Annotated in this window: 13 protein-coding genes; 2 read left to right on the top strand and 11 right to left on the bottom strand. The window is 63.4% G+C overall.

The window, feature by feature from the left end; translation table 11 throughout:
- Positions 1–2: 2 nt before the first annotated feature.
- Genes ACFZPT_RS23280 through ACFZPT_RS23240 form a run of 9 tightly spaced genes read right to left on the bottom strand, consistent with a single transcriptional unit; the run spans position 3 to position 11,456 of the window.
- Positions 3–1,106 carry a glycosyltransferase family 1 protein gene (locus ACFZPT_RS23280; RefSeq protein ID WP_099313177.1) on the bottom strand — a complete coding sequence of 368 codons (1,104 nt, stop codon included), beginning with the start codon at positions 1,104–1,106 and terminating at the stop codon, positions 3–5.
- Positions 1,097–2,314: a glycosyltransferase family 4 protein gene (locus ACFZPT_RS23275; protein WP_099313178.1), complete on the bottom strand. Its 1,218-nt coding sequence runs from the start codon at positions 2,312–2,314 to the stop codon at positions 1,097–1,099. Before ACFZPT_RS23275 ends, ACFZPT_RS23280 begins: the two co-directional genes overlap by 10 nt.
- Positions 2,315–2,322: 8 nt before the next feature.
- Positions 2,323–3,651: a cellulase family glycosylhydrolase gene (locus tag ACFZPT_RS23270; RefSeq protein WP_099313179.1), complete on the bottom strand. Its 1,329-nt coding sequence runs from the start codon at positions 3,649–3,651 to the stop codon at positions 2,323–2,325.
- The gene (locus ACFZPT_RS23265) at positions 3,641–4,831 is read right to left on the bottom strand and encodes a glycosyltransferase (protein ID WP_099313180.1); all 1,191 of its coding nucleotides are present in this window, start codon (positions 4,829–4,831) and stop codon (positions 3,641–3,643) included. Before ACFZPT_RS23265 ends, ACFZPT_RS23270 begins: the two co-directional genes overlap by 11 nt.
- Entirely contained in the window at positions 4,831–6,822 is a 1,992-nt protein-coding gene (locus ACFZPT_RS23260; protein WP_099313181.1) for an exopolysaccharide transport family protein, read from the bottom strand. Before ACFZPT_RS23260 ends, ACFZPT_RS23265 begins: the two co-directional genes overlap by 1 nt.
- Before the next feature lie 15 nt (positions 6,823–6,837).
- Positions 6,838–7,614: a polysaccharide biosynthesis/export family protein gene (locus ACFZPT_RS23255; protein WP_034112829.1), complete on the bottom strand. Its 777-nt coding sequence runs from the start codon at positions 7,612–7,614 to the stop codon at positions 6,838–6,840.
- 29 nt (positions 7,615–7,643) lie between these two features.
- Entirely contained in the window at positions 7,644–8,555 is a 912-nt protein-coding gene (locus ACFZPT_RS23250; RefSeq protein ID WP_034096814.1) for a glycosyltransferase family 2 protein, read from the bottom strand.
- Between the two features lies 1 nt (position 8,556).
- Positions 8,557–10,017, bottom strand: coding sequence for a mannose-1-phosphate guanylyltransferase/mannose-6-phosphate isomerase (locus ACFZPT_RS23245; protein WP_034096815.1), 1,461 nt, complete (start codon positions 10,015–10,017; stop codon positions 8,557–8,559).
- Complete coding sequence (locus ACFZPT_RS23240) at positions 10,017–11,456, bottom strand: undecaprenyl-phosphate glucose phosphotransferase (protein ID WP_047882776.1); 1,440 nt, start codon at positions 11,454–11,456, stop codon at positions 10,017–10,019. The genes ACFZPT_RS23245 and ACFZPT_RS23240 overlap by 1 nt, the downstream gene beginning before the upstream one ends.
- Before the next feature lie 594 nt (positions 11,457–12,050).
- Here ACFZPT_RS23240 and ACFZPT_RS23235 point away from each other — a divergent pair.
- Positions 12,051–12,680 (top strand): LysE family translocator, encoded by a 630-nt coding sequence (locus tag ACFZPT_RS23235; protein WP_099313182.1) that lies wholly within the window; start codon positions 12,051–12,053, stop codon positions 12,678–12,680.
- A gap of 8 nt (positions 12,681–12,688) precedes the next feature.
- Here the strand turns inward: ACFZPT_RS23235 and inhA are convergent, their stop codons facing one another.
- Positions 12,689–13,369: an isonitrile hydratase gene (inhA, locus tag ACFZPT_RS23230; RefSeq protein WP_034096818.1), complete on the bottom strand. Its 681-nt coding sequence runs from the start codon at positions 13,367–13,369 to the stop codon at positions 12,689–12,691.
- 90 nt (positions 13,370–13,459) lie between these two features.
- On the opposite strand from inhA, the gene ACFZPT_RS23225 reads away from it, so the two are divergent.
- Positions 13,460–14,428, top strand: coding sequence for a GlxA family transcriptional regulator (locus ACFZPT_RS23225; protein ID WP_099313183.1), 969 nt, complete (start codon positions 13,460–13,462; stop codon positions 14,426–14,428).
- Here ACFZPT_RS23225 and ACFZPT_RS23220 read toward each other — a convergent pair.
- Positions 14,425–15,324: an alpha/beta fold hydrolase gene (locus ACFZPT_RS23220; RefSeq protein ID WP_034112841.1), complete on the bottom strand. Its 900-nt coding sequence runs from the start codon at positions 15,322–15,324 to the stop codon at positions 14,425–14,427. The two genes, ACFZPT_RS23225 and ACFZPT_RS23220, sit on opposite strands and share 4 nt — an antisense overlap.
- Between the last annotated feature and the right edge of the window lie 38 nt (positions 15,325–15,362).

The raw sequence follows: 15,362 nt of genomic DNA, 5'->3' as shown, positions 1-15,362 counted from the left end.
TCTCACTTCAGTTCCTCAATCAGGTCGGCCAAGCGCTGGCGATATGCCTGGTGATTGAAGCGCTCGGCCCACAGGCGGCGTTGCTCCGCTGAGTCCTCAGCGGGCCGTTGGCTCAGGCTGAGCATCAACTGCACCAGCGCCGGGCCGTCTGAGGGGGAGAAACGCGGTGCGGTCGGCGGGGTGATTTCATCCAGCGAGGTGCCGCTGGCCACAGCCACCGGCGTGCCGACGTTCAGCGCTTCGATCACCGGCAGGCCGAAGCCCTCGGCGTATGAGGGTTGCCATAGGCGTAAGGCGTGGCGGTACAGCGCGTGCAGCTCGCCATCCGACACGCCGCTCAAGGCCCTAATGCCGGGCAGGCTACGCTGGGCCTCGGGCAAATGATCGAGGCTGCCCACCAGCACCAGTTCCGGCACTGCGGGTGATTGGCGTCGCGCCTGCTGCCATGCGTCCACCAAAAATGGCACGTTTTTGCGCAGCTCGCGGGTGCCCACCAGCAACCAATAGCGCGCGGGCAACTGGCGAGCCGTGAGGTCGGCGGCCAGCGCGGAAAACCCGTCGACCTGATTGGGCAGCACGCGGATCTTGCCCGTAGCCTTGGGAAACAGCCGCGCGGTTTCGTCGGCGCTGTACTGCGAGGGGGTCCACACCCGATCGGCGCTATGCACCGCATAGGTGATCGACAGGCGATCGCTGGTCTTGTAGATCAGCGCCTTGAGGCGGTTGGCGTGGTAGTTCTGCAGGGTGATCTGGAACAGGTCATGCAGCAGCACCACGGTGCGCAGGCCCGGTGGTTTGGGCGGCAGCGGCAGGCCCATATTGAACGTGCTGATATACAGGTCGATGTGCTGCTCGCGTAGCGCCCTCGGCAGAAAACCGGCTTCGAAGCGCAGGCGATTGTGTGGCTGGTGCATGGCGGTTTTTGCGCAGCCCCAGGCCGGGCAGTGGGCCTGCAAGCGCGCTTCGTCGCCCAGGGGCGCCACGGTGAACCGTTCGAGTTCGAGGCCCGGCAGGCTGTACAGTGCGCTTTCCAGCGCATACACCTGGCGGCTGATGCCCGATTGCGGCGATGTACCAACGGTGCGGTAATCCAGGCCTATACGCATGCGGGTGCCTCGTGCGGGTGCGGCAACAGCGTGGCATAGACACGCTCCAGCTGGCTGGCGGCAACGCTCCAATCATGGGCGCGGCGCACATAGGCGCGGCCGGCGTCGCCCATCGCGGCGGCGGCCTCTGGGTGCTGCAGCAGGCGCACCACCGCATCCGCCAGGCCGGCCGCGCTTTGCCCGCCGAGGTAGTCCAGACCTTCCACCAAATCCAGCCCCGACACACCTTGCTCGGTGCTCGCCAAGGGCAGGCCGGCGGCCAGGGCTTCGAGCACCTTGAGCTTGGAACCGCCACCGTGGCGCAGCGGCGCGAGGAACACCGAACAGCTCGATTGCAGGTGCAGCAGGTCCGGCACAAAGCCTTGCCATTCGATGCGCGAGTCCGGCCAGCGCGCGCGCCAACTGCCAGGCATGCCGAAGCCGCACACGCTCATGCGCGCCTCGGGGCAACACTCCCAGACCTTGGGCAGAATCTCGTCCAGCGCCCACTCGATGGCATCCACATTCGGCGCATATTCGTAGTTGCCCAGGAACAACACGCGCTGGGTCGAAGGGTCGGGATGGGCGCCAGCAAAGTGGCCGCAGTCCACGCCATTGACCACTACCGCCACCGGTTTGCCGGCGATGCCTTCCAGCACCTGGGCATCGCTGGGGGTAACGGCCACCACTTGGGCGGCCTGGCGCATCACCCGCTGCTCCCAACGCTGATAGCGCCATTGGTCGTAGCGGATGAAGGGCAGCGACCAACGCGGCAGACGGTCGTAGGTCGCGGCGCCGAGGGCCGATTCCACATTGTGTTCGGTCAGCACAAAAGGCTGGGACAGTCGAGCCAACGTCTGCTCGTAGGGCTCAAAGGTGTAGGAATGCTCGATCTGCACCACGTCCCACGGCTCTTTCAGCAATTGCTCGAAGCGCTTTTGCAGCGGCCCCGACAGGCCGTTGACGCTGGCCAGCAACGGGTAGGGCGCGAACAATCCGGCTACCAAGGTCTTGAGGCTGCGCAACGGGCGGCGCGGCAGAATGATCACTTGTTCGAGAAACGTCTCCAGCATTTGGCGGTCGGCTGGCGCCACCGGGTGTTTGTCGTGCAGCAGCAAGGTGATCCGATGCCCGCGCGCGGCCAGGCTGCGCAGCAGGTGGAACTGGCGCGTCTTGCCGCCGCTGGTGGCGGGCCAGGGCGAGTAGGGCAGGATCCATAAAATGCGCATGGCCGTTTCTAGTCCCATAACAGAATTTGCAGGTTCGGTTTGACCGCTACGGTCAGCCCTTGTGTGCCGCTGACCGGAGTTTGCGTGCCGCGCAACGGGTCATACAGGGTGGCGCGGGCCAAACCGGGCAAGTGCGCGTTACCGCCCTTGGCCGACCAGAAGAACCATAGCTTGCGCCCGTCCGCGCGGGTCCAGCCGATGCTGAACAGGCCATCGGGCAGGCGCTCGGCGTTGGGCGGGTCGGCGGGAGTGAGCGTGGGCCCGCTGACGTCAAGGAAGTTCTTCAGCGCGGTGTAGACCGGCTTGGGGTTGGCGTCGATGTCCAGCAAGCCGTAGGACCGATCGCGCACGCTGGCGCGTTGGTCGAGGTCGCTGAGGGTGAACAGGAAAATCCTGTCGTAGTCCAGCGCGCTCATCAGGGCCAGGCGCCGCACTACGTAATCGGCCTGAGTTTGCGCTGAGATAAGGTCCTGCGCGTCCTTGGGCCCTTTGTACGTCGACCAGCCCCACTCGGTACTCCACAAGGTCTGGACACCGCTGTTGCGCAGGGCCTGGTTGAGCTGGGTGGTCTTGGCGACAAAGTCCAGGTTGGCCGGGTCGTTGCCTTCGGGCAACTGGGTGTACGGGTGGTACGAAATGACCGTGTTCAGGCTGGCCACGCCCAGCGCGCCGAGGGCGTCGAGCATGGACTGGCCGTTGGGCATCTCGCCGAAGAACGCCATGCCGGCGGCCACCACCGGTTTGCTCGGGTTGACCGTGCGTAGCGCCGTCGCGGTGATCGTCAGCAGCCTGGCATACCCGGCCGGGTCGGCCACCGGGCGCCAGAAGCCCAGCAGGTTCGGCTCGTTCCACACTTGCCAGGCGTTAACGCTGGGGTAGCGCTGCGACAGCAACAGCATGCGGTTGGCGAATACGTTCGGGTCTTTGGGCGGGTACTGGTCCTGATAGGGCGCGCCGACCGGTGCGGTAGTTGCGAAGGGCGCGGACCCGACCAGATAGAACACCGACTTGAGTTGGTTGTCTTGCAGCTTCTGCACCAACTGATCCAGGGTCGCCACCCGGTATTGCCCCTCCACCGGCTCCAGTTGGTCCCAGTGCAAGTCCAGGCGCACCCACTCCAGCCCAAGCGCCTTGAGACGGTCGATCTGTTTCTGATAACGCTCGGGGCTGAACCATAGGAACTGCGCGTTCACCCCGAGAAAATCCTTCCACACCACCGGCTTGCCGGCCTTGAGCACATGGCTTTCGGCATCCGCCGGACGGCCCCAGAAAAACGCCGTCAGGCTCAAGGCTGCAACGACGGCCAGGCTGGCGAGGTACGTGCGTTTACGCGCCATGGCGGGCTCCTGCGATGGCTTGACCGAACAGTTCGACGAATTTTTCCGCAGTCAGAGGCCACAAACGCTGGCGTCCGATTTCTCCGGCGCGTTCGGCCCAGTCCCGGGCCAGCAGCGGTTGACGCGCCAGCCTCAGAAGCTGCTCGCTCAGCGCGGCCACATCGCCTTCGGGATAGATCGCCCCGTTGCCGCTGGCCACTTCCTCGGCAAAGGCGCGGGCATCGGAAGTGATCGCGCCGCGCCCGCAAGCGGCGGCCCAGGACAGCGCACCACTGGTGCCACGCTGGCGCCCCAACAGGCCGAGTTTTTTCGATTCGCGGTAAGGCAACACCATTACATGGTGATCTTGGATGGTCTGAGCGATCTGCTCAGCCGGCAGGTTCAGTTGCCAGTCGACGGCATCGGCCAGGCCCAATGCGACGATCTGAGCGTTGAGCTGTTCCAGGTAGTTGCCGCCCGCGCCGAAAGCCATCTCCGGCGCGGTGCCGCCGGCCAGGCTCAGGCGCACCCGTTCGCGCAACTGCGGGTCTTGTTTGAATACGTGCGCCAGCGCCTGAACCAGGTCTTCGATGCCCTTGCCGCGGTAGATAAACCCAAAGTACAGCAGGCGCAGAGGCTCCAGCGGCGGCAGCGCAACCGCGTCGATGGCCAGGTTGGCATGGTTGATCACCGCCACTTTGCCGGCGGGCAATTGCATGCGCTGGCTCAGGCACCCCGCGCCCAGACGAGTAAGGGTAATCAGACGCGTAAGGCTTTGGGCCACCTGACGTTCTTCGCGCAGGGTCAAGGGATCGGCCAGCACCACGGCCGCCTGAGGCATCGGGCTGGGCAGGCGCTCCAACAGATTCAACGGAAATGGCAGATGCTCGCGTCGCCAAACCATTCGTTCCGGGTCGTGTACGGTGGCGGTCAGGGGCAATCGCGGGTAGGCCTTGCGCAGTTCACGCAAGGCCAGGAATTCCCCCAGGCGCCCGCCGCCCAGCTCGGCGTGCACCAAGTCCACGGTGTGCCAATCAAAGGCGCTGATGGCCGACCTGATTGCATCGCTGTTGCCCGCCACGCCCGCCAGCGGGGTCAGCACCGTCACGCCACGCGCTTGGAGTGCCGTGCGGAAATGGTTCGCGTAGTCGGCGATGCCATTTTTCTCCGGCGGCAGCGGCGCGAGCAGGGCGATACGCATCAGAACGCTCCCCGGTATTTGGCGATGGTCTTGAGTACTTTGGACGGCACTTCGAACTTGCGCCGGTTGATGATGATGCCGTCGACTTTGCCGAACGCAGTGTTGAGGATCGATAACGCGTGCTCGACCACCGGCACCGTGCTCTTCTGGGCTTCCACCACCAGTGCGATCAGGTCGGCGCGGCGCAGTGCGATGAACGCATCGCGGTTGTCCAGCAGGGCCGAGGCGTCCAGCAGCACCACTTCGCCCGGCGCCGCCGGCTCAGCGCCGCCGACCCTTACGTTGATGCCGTTTTCATCGAGTAGCTGGCGCAATTGTTCGACCACAAAGGTCACCCCTTCGCCATGTCGCGCCGAGGTCAGTCCCAACGTCAGACCCTGTTCGGCGATGCGGTCCGGGCGCAACAGGCTGTAGAGCCGGTAGATGCTCGCATTAAACGCGTTGGTGCCTTGCGCGGTGCTGGTGTCCAGTTCCGGCAGGGTGGTCCACAGCGGCAGGCCGAACTTGCGTTCCACCAATCCACCGTCGTGGATGCGCTGATCCAGCAGGTAGCACAGGTACACCACCAACAGGCCGACGACGATGGCGAACGGAACCGCCAGCACCAGCATCACCAGGGTTTTGGGGAAGATCCGCCCAGGGTTGAGGGTGGCTTCTTCGATCACCGCGATATTGCTGATCTGGCTGTTGTCCAACTCGCGGTCGATGCGCGATTTCTCCAGGTTGTCGACGTACAACGCGTAGTTACGCTCGGTGGCGCTCAGCTCGCGGGCCAGGCGGGTCAGTTCCGGTTCAATCTCCAGGGCTTGCTTGCGTTGGCCTTCAAGGTTGGCCAGTTGCTTCTGTTGCTGGGTCAGTTGGGTGCGTAGGGCGCGATTGTTGCTCGACTCGTCCAGCAGCACCCGCTGCAAGTGGATTTCCAGGGTGTTGGGCGCGCGGTTCTCGGAGCTTTGCACCGTGTTGCTCTCGCTGGCGACCTGGGCCTGCATGGCTTTGATCGACGCATCCAGGGCTTTGACCGGCGGCGCGTTGTCAGTGTAGGTGCGCATCATGTCGGCCTTTTCCAGCAGCTTCTGGTTGAGCAGGCGGCGCAGGTCCTGCTGCTGCGGGTTGAGTGCGATCTGGCGCACCGTGGTGACTTCCTTGGGCTGGCTCTTGAGCTGGTTGCGGGTGCTCTCGATGGCGCTGTCGGACGAGGCGATCAGACGTGTGGTGTTGAACACCTCGCCACGCAGCACATTGATGCGCTCGGACAAATCCTCCAGGCGATCGGTGATGCTCGCCGCGCCGATTTGATTCAGGTGCGTGAGGATCTGCTGCTTGTAGCTCTTGATCTCGGTGGCGCTGTTGGACACCTGCCCCTCGTAGAAGGCATAGAGACTTTTGCGCCCCAGGGCCTGGGTGCGTTCGCTGATATAGGTTTCGACCCAGTGCTTGACCACCTCTTGGGCAATCTGCGGATCGCCCCAGGTGAAGGTGATGTCCATCACCGTGGAGCCGGCGGCATGGCTGACGTCAAAGTTCTTTTCCAGGCTGGCGGCGAGGCGTTCCACCGGGGTGGTTTTTTCCACGATGCCGACGGTTTCCAGCACCACGCGCAGGCCGTCGAACACCGCGCCGATGGCGCTCTTGACGTAGTACTTGATGCGCTTCCAGGCGCCTTCCGGCGGCGGTGTGTTATTGATTACCTCCAGGTAGTGCTCGGCCACCGCGCGCACGATCGGCCGCCCGGTCAGCAGGCGCTCCTCGTCGACGATCGGGTCGCGCTGGGTGCTGGGCATGACCAGCGCCTGGCGGTTGCTGATCTCGATCGGCAGCGTCGAGTCACGCCCCGGCTTGACCAGCAGGCGCGCGGTGGATTCGTACTTGGCCGGCAGCAGGAATGCCCCCAGCAAAATGATCAGCAGCGCGGCAAGGGCCGCCAGTTTGAACTCGTGGCGGAAGATGAAGAACAGGCGCAGAAGATCGCGGAAAGAACGGATCTCGATCATGGGATGTCGCTCCTTTTAATTGCTGCCGCCGCTGGTGCGCGTGTAGTTGTAGCCGACGCCAATGGACTTGGTGAACGGAATCAATTGGTTCAGGTAGGTATCCACCCCCTGGATGCGCTCACCCACATTGGACTTGGGCACAAACACCACATCGCCACGTTGCAGCCGCACCGGTTTGCGCCCGTCGGGACCGGTTTTGAGCAACTGGCTGAAGTCCAGAAAGTACGCGCGGTAGGCACCCTGGGCGTCTTCGCGCAGCAACGCGACCATGCTGGCGTCGCCCGCCGGGTTGATCCCACCGGCACCGACGATGGCTTGCTCCAGGGTATTGGCCGTGGCGATCTGCACCGCCGTCGGGTTGTTTACCGCGCCGCCGACAATCACCGAGTTGGCCGGCGCCTGGTTGATGTTCACCGTCACGCGCGGCTCGCGGTAGGTGGGCGCGAGTTTGCGGGTCAGCTCGGTGGCCAGTTCCGAGGGCTGGCGTCCGGCGACCTGGATCGGGCCCAGAAACGGATAGTTGATCTTGCCGTCGGTTTGCACGGTGTACAGGGTCAGCTCGTAGATGGTGCTGACGTTGAACGCCGACAGGGTGGGCATCTCGCCGGCGTCGCGCACGATGCGCAGCTGGTCGCCGATGCGGATGCGTTCCACCGCCGGCGGCAACTGCGCCAGTTGGTCGAGGGCGCGCTTGCCGTCCTCGACGGTTCTGTCATCCGGTGGCTCGATACGGGCCGGTGTATTGCAGGCGGCCAGGGCCAGCATGGCCACGGCGAGCAGGGTGCGTTTCATCAAGGGGGACTTCCTGTGGGTCATGATGCTCACCTCCAATACCCGGGAAACATGCTGATGCGCCGCTTAAGGGACACCGGCAGGCGCCGCTCAAGGTGGCCAAGCCGGTAACCCAGCCATTTGAATGCACTGCGCACCAGCACCTCGGGCGCGCGGTGCAGCGCGCCGGCCTTGCGCAAGGCGGCCAGCTCCGCCAGCACGTAGCGCTTGCCTTCGCCGCCCGCATCGCCGAAGGCTTGGCGGATCCACGGCTCGCGGCCGTAGAACACGCCGATATCGAAGTAGCGGTGAAACTCGTCCATGAGTGAGTAATCGTGGGAGTGATGCACCTGCGCCGTGGCGGCGTAGCGCACCTTGTAGCCGTCGAGCAGCAGGCGCGCCGCGACGTAGGCGTCTTCGCTGCCGATCACATCGACGGGGAACCCACCCACGGCGTGCAGCGCGCTGCGTCGGTACACGGCAAACGAGTCGGAGCTGAAGCAGGTCTTGATCCCCAGCTCCGGCGCGTCGACCAGGCTTTTGCTGCGGCTGTGGGGCGGGTAGTTGAAGTGCCGCGATTGCGCCCCCAGCAGCCCGGCGTCGGGGTGCGGCAACTGGCGCCCATAGGCGACGCCGTTGAGCGGGTCCTGCTGCAGCTCATCAAGCAGGTTGGCGAAGGTGTCGGGGGCCGCGGGAATGGCGTCCTGGGTCATCACGATCAGTGCGTCGCCGCCCACTTGTTCGCTGGCCCAACGGCGGGTGCCGCCGTGATTGAAGGTGCGCGCGTCGATCACTTCGACCCGTGCGCCGAAGGCGCGAAAGCGCGCCGCGGTGTCATCGTTGGAGGCGCTGTCCACCACCAGCATCTCGTCCGGTTGCAGGGTTTGCATCGCCAGGGCCGGCAGCAATCGCGCCAGGTGACTGGATGCGTTACGGGTCGGGATGATCAGCGCGGTACGCATGTCACTTTTTCACGTCGGCCGGGGTGCGGCCGTAAATGTCGTCGAAGCGCACGATGTCGTCCTCGCCCAGGTACTCGCCGCTCTGCACCTCGATCATCACCAGATCGATGATGCCGGGGTTGGTCAGTCGGTGTTTGTGCCCGGCGGGGATGTACGTGGATTCGTTGGCGTTGATCAGAAATTCCCGTTCGCCGTTGGTGATCTGCGCCGCGCCGCTGACCACCACCCAGTGTTCGCTGCGGTGGTGATGCATCTGCAGCGACAGCGACGCTAAGGGTTTGACCACGATGCGCTTGATCTTGAAGCGGCTGCTTTCCTCCAGCACCGTGTAGGTGCCCCATGGCCGTGTGACGGTGCGGTGCAGGCTGTACGCCGGGTGATTCTGACGCTTGAGTTCGGCGACGATGTAACGCACATCCTGGCTGCGGTGGGCGTCGGCGATGAGCAGCGCGTCGGGGGTGTCGACGATGATCAGGTCGCGCACGCCGACCGCGCCGAGTACGCGCTTGGGCGAGTCGATGTAGCAGTTGTGCACGTCATGCAAAATGGCTTCGCCGTTGATCTGATTGCCGTGGGCGTCGTTGGGTGTGAGCTGGCGCAGCGCCTCCCACGAACCGATATCGCTCCAGCCGATGTCGCAGGGTATTACGGCGACTTGGTTGGACCTCTCCATCAGCGCCACATCGATGGAGATATCCGGCGCCTTGCCGAACGCCTCCGCATCCAGTTCACGCTGGCGCGAGGTGCTGTTCTGCAGGCTCTGGCTGTGTTCCAGCGCGGCGCGTGCGGCTTGCAGCACGTCGGGCGCATGGGTGGCCAGTTCATCCACCAGGGTGCTGGCCTTGAAGCAGAACATGCCGGCGTTCCACAGGTGTTTGCCACCGTCGAGGTAGGCCTGGGCGGTGGCCTGATCGGGCTTCTCGACGAAGCGTTTGACCCGGTTACCGTGGGTGAGCGCTTCGCCTTGCTCGATATAGCCAAAGCCGGTTTCCGCGTGGTCGGGCTGGATGCCGAAGGTCACCAGGAAACCGGCGTCGGCCAGTTCGCGGGCCTGAGTCACGGCTTCGGCGAACGCGACTTCATTCAGTATCAGGTGGTCCGCTGGCATCACCAGCAACTGCGCCGCATCGCCGAAATGCTCTTGCACATGCAATGCCGCGACCGCGATGGCCGCCGCCGTGTTGCGCCCGAACGGCTCCAGCAACAGGTCCAGAGGCAAGCGGGCTTTGTTCACGCTGCGGTAGTCATCGAGGGTTCGAAACAGCAGGTCGCGGTTGGTCACCGTCAGCACATTTTCCACGCCGGGCAGTTTGGCGGCGCGCTGGAAAGTTTTCTGCAACAGGCTCTGGCCGTCACGCATGCGCATGAACGGCTTGGGCATATTTTGTCGCGACACCGGCCACAACCGCGTACCCGACCCACCGGAAATGATGCAGGGGATTAATCCGTTGAGGTTATTCATCAATACACTTCCTTGGTGGACAGGACGGCCGGGACCGTCATGAAAACGATGTACAGGTCAAACCACACCGACCACTTGGAGATGTATTCCAAGTCGTACTCGACACGTTTCTGGATTTTGAACAGGGTATCGGTTTCCCCCCGGTAGCCGTTGATTTGCGCCCAGCCGGTAATACCTGGTTTCACCCGATGACGGGAGCTGTATTCGCTCACCGCCACCTCGAAGGGAATGCCCGCCGCCTTGGTCGCCGTGGCATGGGGGCGCGGGCCGACCATGGACATATTGCCCAGCAGCACATTGAACAGCTGTGGCAGCTCGTCGATGCTGGTCTTGCGGATAATGCGCCCCACACGGGTGATGCGCGGGTCTTCGCGGGTGGTCTGACGCTCGGCGGTGAAGTCGCTCTGGTCGGTGTACATCGAGCGGAACTTGAATACGCGGATCTCGTTGTCGTTGTAGCCGAAGCGGTTCTGGCGGAAAAGTACCGGGCCTTTGGAGTCGAGCTTGATTGCAATCGCCGTCACCAGCATCAGCGGCAACAGCGCCACCAGCGCCAGGCTGGCCAACAGTACATCCTCGCAACGCTTGATCACCGGCGACCAACCGCGCAGGGGCAATTGCGAGGTGCTGAACATCAGGATGCCGCCCACGTCGGTGATGCGGCTGTGACCGTAGCGCAACGCGGCCATGTCAGGCACCAGCATCACGTTCACCGACATCTGCCGCAGGCGGTTGACCAGGCTGTGGATGCGTTGCTCGGCGGCCCAGGGCAGGCAGATCATCACCTGGTTGACCTGTTCGGCGCGGATCAGCTTTTCCAGGTCGCGGGTATTGCCCAGCAGCGGCAGGTTGCTCAGTTCCTTGGGAATGCGCTCGGTGCGGTCATCGATAAAACCCACCAGGCCGGAGCGAATATCGCCGTTGCGCTGCAGGTGCTCGGCGACATGCACAGCGGTGTCGGTAAAGCCCAGAATCACCGTACGTTGCAGGTATTTGCCCTTGCGCATCAGGTTGCGGTAAAGGCGCAGCATCAGCAGGCGTTCCAGGCAGAACAGACCGAGGCTGGCGATGTACCACGCCACCAGGTTGCGCGGGGTCAACTGTGGGAACATCTGCAAAATCTGGTACATGAACAACAGAATGCAAAACGCCGCCGACCACGCCTTGATCTTGGTTTTCAGGCGCATGCGGTTACTGAACAATTCTTCGGAGTAGATGCCCAGCGCCTGAAACAAAATGATGGTCAACGCCGCAAAGAACACTAGTAACCCGAGGAAGTGCGTGCGCATTTCAGGGGCCATCGGGTCCAGGAAAAACACCAGCACCAGCGGCGGCAGAATAGCCGACAGACCGTGGATCAATTTGACGAAAACAACAAAGAATTCAACAAAACCGGCACGCGTTAGAAATAGGCTGTCGACGGACGACTTCTTTCGCATAAAACATCCCTCATTGCACTCCAGGCGTGTCGTTTCGGCGTTTAAGCAGGAAGCTGCATTGGCGCTGAGTTGAACAACCGCACGCTGGGTAATACGCAACTATCCAATTCAAAAGGATCAATCCAATTGAATTGAATACGCGGGGCTAAAACTAAGGAGCGTTTCCTTTAAGGATTAGTCAACGAGCTGACGATGCTGCGCAATGGCTTGGTAGAAGGGTTGGGCGCTGTGGCTTTCGGCATTTTATTGATCTTCCTTGTTCGAGACTATCGCCTTTGAATATGCTTTTGAGTGTAGAAATAAATTTGAGATTTTTCCTGCGCAATGCAAAAAACCTTTTTCGAAGGGAGGTAGGAAAGGGGGACAAAAGGTCTGGCGGGACCCATTGGAGGTCCTGCCACAGTGCGGGGGAAGGGATCAGAAGTTACCTTTCAAACTGACCATAAAATTACGCGGTTCTGCCCACCCGACGGCAGGGGCGTCCCGTTAATCGTTCTTAGCGCCGGCGACTCTTCAAAGCGTATCCAGATCAATTTTTTGTGTGGGTCGGGCGTGCTGATTAATCTACGGGCTTCCACCCAGGACGACTCGGGCATGATCGATTTTGCAACCTTGGCGGTTTTTTCCGGCGCAGTGCTGTTGTTGCTCCTGTCACCGGGGCCGAACATGGCGTTTGTTATCAGCCATGGTATCTCCCATGGCTGGCGCGGTGGCCTGGCCGCGAGCCTGGGGATCGGTGTGGCCGACATAGTGTTGACGGTGCTGACCGCCACCGGTGTCACCGCAGTGGTCGCCGGTTGGCCGCCGTCGTTCGACCTGATTCGCTATGCCGGCGTGGGCTACCTGCTGTGGCTGGCGGTCAAAACCGTGCAAAAACGCCCCGATCATGCGGTCGCTGCCGTCGAGCCCGTGGCGCTCAAGCGTGTATTCCTGTACGCCATGCTCAACAGTCTGCTCAATCCCAAGGCGTTGCTGTTTTTTGTCGTGTTCCTGCCGCAGTTCGTACGACCCGAGGCGGGGGCGATTGCCGGGCAACTGTTGCTGCTTGGGGGCGTTCTGACGCTGATCGCTGCGATATTTCATGGCGTGCTGGGGATCAGCGGCGGCGGCATCCGCCGTTGTTTCAGTGGCCGGCCAGGCAGCGCCGTGCTGCAAAGATGGGGGCTGGCCACTGTGTTGACGGCGTTGGCAGTGCGCCTGGCGCTGATGTCCCGGCCGGTTTGAAGCCGCCTTTAAACCAGGCGTGCGGCCGCGCGCGCGGTGATCTCGCCACGGGTCTTGCGCGATTCGACGGTGCGCTTGTTGGCTTCATCCAGCACCGCCTGCGGGGCGGTGTCCGGGCGGCCGGCGTTGAAGGGCGGGGCCGGCGCGTATTCAAGCTGCAACTGCACCAATTGCGCGGCCTCCGGGCTGTACAGCTCGGCGGCCAGGGTCAGGGCGAAATCGATCCCGGCGGTGATGCCGCCACCGGTCAATAGGTTAGCGTCGCGCACCACGCGGTCTTGCACTGGGATGGCGCCGAGCGGGGCGAGCATATCGTGGTAGGCCCAATGCGTGGTGGCCTTGCGACCGCGCAGCAGGCCGGCCGCGCCGAGCACTAGCGAACCGGTGCACACCGAGGTCACGTAACGCGCGGTATCGGCCTGGGCTTTGAGGAAGTCCAGGGTGACCGGGTCTTCCATCAGCGCGCCAACGCCTGAACCGCCAGGCACGCAGATCACGTCCAAGGCGGGGCAATCGGCGTAGGTCATGGTCGGGGTGAACACCAGGCCGGTACTGGAGGTGACCGGCGCCAGGTCCTTCCACACCAAGTGCAGCTTGACGTCCGGCAGCGAGCCCAGCACGTCATAGGGGCCGGTAAGGTCCAGTTGCTGGATGCCGGGAAACAAAACAAAACCGATATGCAGGGTCATCAAGAACGCTCCGAGATAGGGGTGGACGGCCTCACTGTAGAGGCCTAGGCTTTGGCGAATACGCCATTGAGCCCACAAATCACGCCAATCATGACCCGAACCGTCCACGTCCTCGCGTTCCCCAATGCCCAAGTGCTCGATGTCACCGGGCCGTTGCAAGTGTTCGCCTCCTGCAATGACCTGGCGCGCCAGCGCGGTCTGCCGCTGCCTTATGCCGTGTCAGTGATTGCCGCCCAGACGGAACCGGTGATGACCTCTGCCGGCCTGGCGCTGGTGGCCGAGCCGCTGCCCGCCGTCGATGCGCCGTGCGACACCTTGGTGATCGCCGGCGGCTGGGGGGTGTACAACGCCGCCGATGATCCGTCGCTGGTGGCGTGGGTGCGCGATAAGGCCCGGCATACCCGGCGCATGACGTCGGTGTGCACCGGCGCGTTCCTGCTGGCTGCCAGCGGTCTGCTCGACGGTTGCCGCGTGGCGACCCACTGGACGCGTTGCGAGGAGCTGGCCAAGCGCTTCCCGTCGCTGACGGTGGAGGCCAATCCGATTTTCATCCAGCAGGGTTCGGTGTGGACTTCCGCCGGCGTCACCGCTGGCATCGACCTGTGCCTGGCCTTGGTGGAGGAGGACCTGGGGCGCGCCGTGGCGTTGGAAGTCGCGCGCCATCTGGTGGTATTTCTCAAGCGCCCGGGTGGGCAATCGCAATTCAGCGCGACCCTGGCCCTGCAAGAGGGCGGCAGCCGTTTCGCCGAACTGCATGCGTGGATCGCAGAACACCTCACCCTCGATTTGAACATCGCCACCCTGGCCAGCCAGGCTGGCATGAGCGAGCGCAGCTTTGTGCGCCACTACCGCGCCGAAACCGGCCAGACTCCCGCACGCGCCGTGGAGCTGATCCGTGTCGAAACCGCGCGCCGGCAATTGGCCGACAGCAGCGCCTCGATCAAGCGCATCGCCGTGCAGTGCGGTTTTGGCAGCGAGGAAACCCTGCGCCGCAGCTTCCTGCGCGCCCTCGACGTGACGCCCCAGGCCTATCGCGAACGCTTCAGCGCGCCGGCCTAGGCGAGCAACTCCAGCAGCGCATCCAGGGTCGCCTGCGGTGCCTCCTGAGGGATGTTATGGCCCACGCCGGGCAGCACGCGGCGCTGATAAACGCCGCTGAAGTGCACCGCGTCTTCATCTTCCTCAGAGGGCGGCCCCACGCCGTCGTCGGCGCCGCATAGGCAAATGCAAGGCACCGTGATCGCCGGTTGTTGCGCGAGGGCCTGTTCGATCGATTCCAGTGCAGGATCGCCGGGCGCATACATGAAACGGTGACGATACGAGTGAATCACCACCTCGACAAAATCCGGGTTGTCGAACGAAGGCGCCGTCTGCTCGTACAGGCTCGGGCCTGCGGACCAAGTCGGCGACCACAGTGACCACAACAGTTCACACAATTCACGGCGGTTGGCGGTCAAGCCGTCGACGCCGCGCTGTGTGTGGAAGTAGTACTGGTACCACAAGCGATGCTCGGTTTCGGGCTGGCGTGGAGCGGTGGACTGGGCAATGTCCTGAATGTTGTAGCCATCCCCGCTGACCAGCGCGCGCACCCGTTGCGGCCACAGTGCGGCGACGATGCACGCGGCGCGCCCACCCCAGTCGTAGCCTGCCAGGGTGGCGCGGGGGATCGCCAGCGCATCCATGAAATCCAGCAAGTCCTTCGCCAGCGCTGCCTGTTGCCCGGAGCGCAGCACCTGATCGTGGATAAACCGCGTCGGGCCGTAACCGCGCAGGTACGGGACCAGCACACGGTAGCCACGCTCGGCCAGCGGCGGCGCGATAGCGTCATAGGCGCGCGGGTCGTAGGGAAAGCCATGCAGCAGAATCACCGGCTCGCCGTCCAAGGGGCCATGAGTTTCATAGGCGATGTCGAGCATGGACGTGCGCACGTACAGCAGTGGAGCGAGGAGGGCCATGGGAAGGTTCCTATGGGTGGTTCGGGTTCTGCCCACTG

Source organism: Pseudomonas sp. MD330_10 (genome assembly GCF_042610415.1).
Classification (GTDB): Bacteria; Pseudomonadota; Gammaproteobacteria; order Pseudomonadales; family Pseudomonadaceae; genus Aquipseudomonas; species Aquipseudomonas rhodesiae.
Note: the sequence above shows the minus strand (reverse complement) of the source record. Positions and strands in the feature narration are given on the sequence as shown.

Excerpts from the sequence above, each read along its gene's own strand:
- ACFZPT_RS23245 (WP_034096815.1), bottom strand. The coding sequence starts at position 10,017 with ATGAATAACCTCAACGGATTAATCCCCTGCATCATTTCCGGTGGGTCG.
- ACFZPT_RS23280 (WP_099313177.1), bottom strand. The coding sequence starts at position 1,106 with ATGCGTATAGGCCTGGATTACCGCACCGTTGGTACATCGCCGCAATCG.
- ACFZPT_RS23255 (WP_034112829.1), bottom strand. The coding sequence starts at position 7,614 with ATGAAACGCACCCTGCTCGCCGTGGCCATGCTGGCCCTGGCCGCCTGC.
- ACFZPT_RS23220 (WP_034112841.1), bottom strand. The coding sequence starts at position 15,324 with ATGGCCCTCCTCGCTCCACTGCTGTACGTGCGCACGTCCATGCTCGAC.
- inhA (WP_034096818.1), bottom strand. The coding sequence starts at position 13,369 with ATGACCCTGCATATCGGTTTTGTTTTGTTTCCCGGCATCCAGCAACTG.
- ACFZPT_RS23235 (WP_099313182.1), top strand. The coding sequence starts at position 12,051 with ATGATCGATTTTGCAACCTTGGCGGTTTTTTCCGGCGCAGTGCTGTTG.
- ACFZPT_RS23260 (WP_099313181.1), bottom strand. The coding sequence starts at position 6,822 with ATGATCGAGATCCGTTCTTTCCGCGATCTTCTGCGCCTGTTCTTCATC.
- ACFZPT_RS23275 (WP_099313178.1), bottom strand. The coding sequence starts at position 2,314 with ATGCGCATTTTATGGATCCTGCCCTACTCGCCCTGGCCCGCCACCAGC.
- ACFZPT_RS23270 (WP_099313179.1), bottom strand. The coding sequence starts at position 3,651 with ATGGCGCGTAAACGCACGTACCTCGCCAGCCTGGCCGTCGTTGCAGCC.
- ACFZPT_RS23250 (WP_034096814.1), bottom strand. The coding sequence starts at position 8,555 with ATGCGTACCGCGCTGATCATCCCGACCCGTAACGCATCCAGTCACCTG.
- ACFZPT_RS23225 (WP_099313183.1), top strand. The coding sequence starts at position 13,460 with ATGACCCGAACCGTCCACGTCCTCGCGTTCCCCAATGCCCAAGTGCTC.
- ACFZPT_RS23240 (WP_047882776.1), bottom strand. The coding sequence starts at position 11,456 with ATGCGAAAGAAGTCGTCCGTCGACAGCCTATTTCTAACGCGTGCCGGT.
- ACFZPT_RS23265 (WP_099313180.1), bottom strand. The coding sequence starts at position 4,831 with ATGCGTATCGCCCTGCTCGCGCCGCTGCCGCCGGAGAAAAATGGCATC.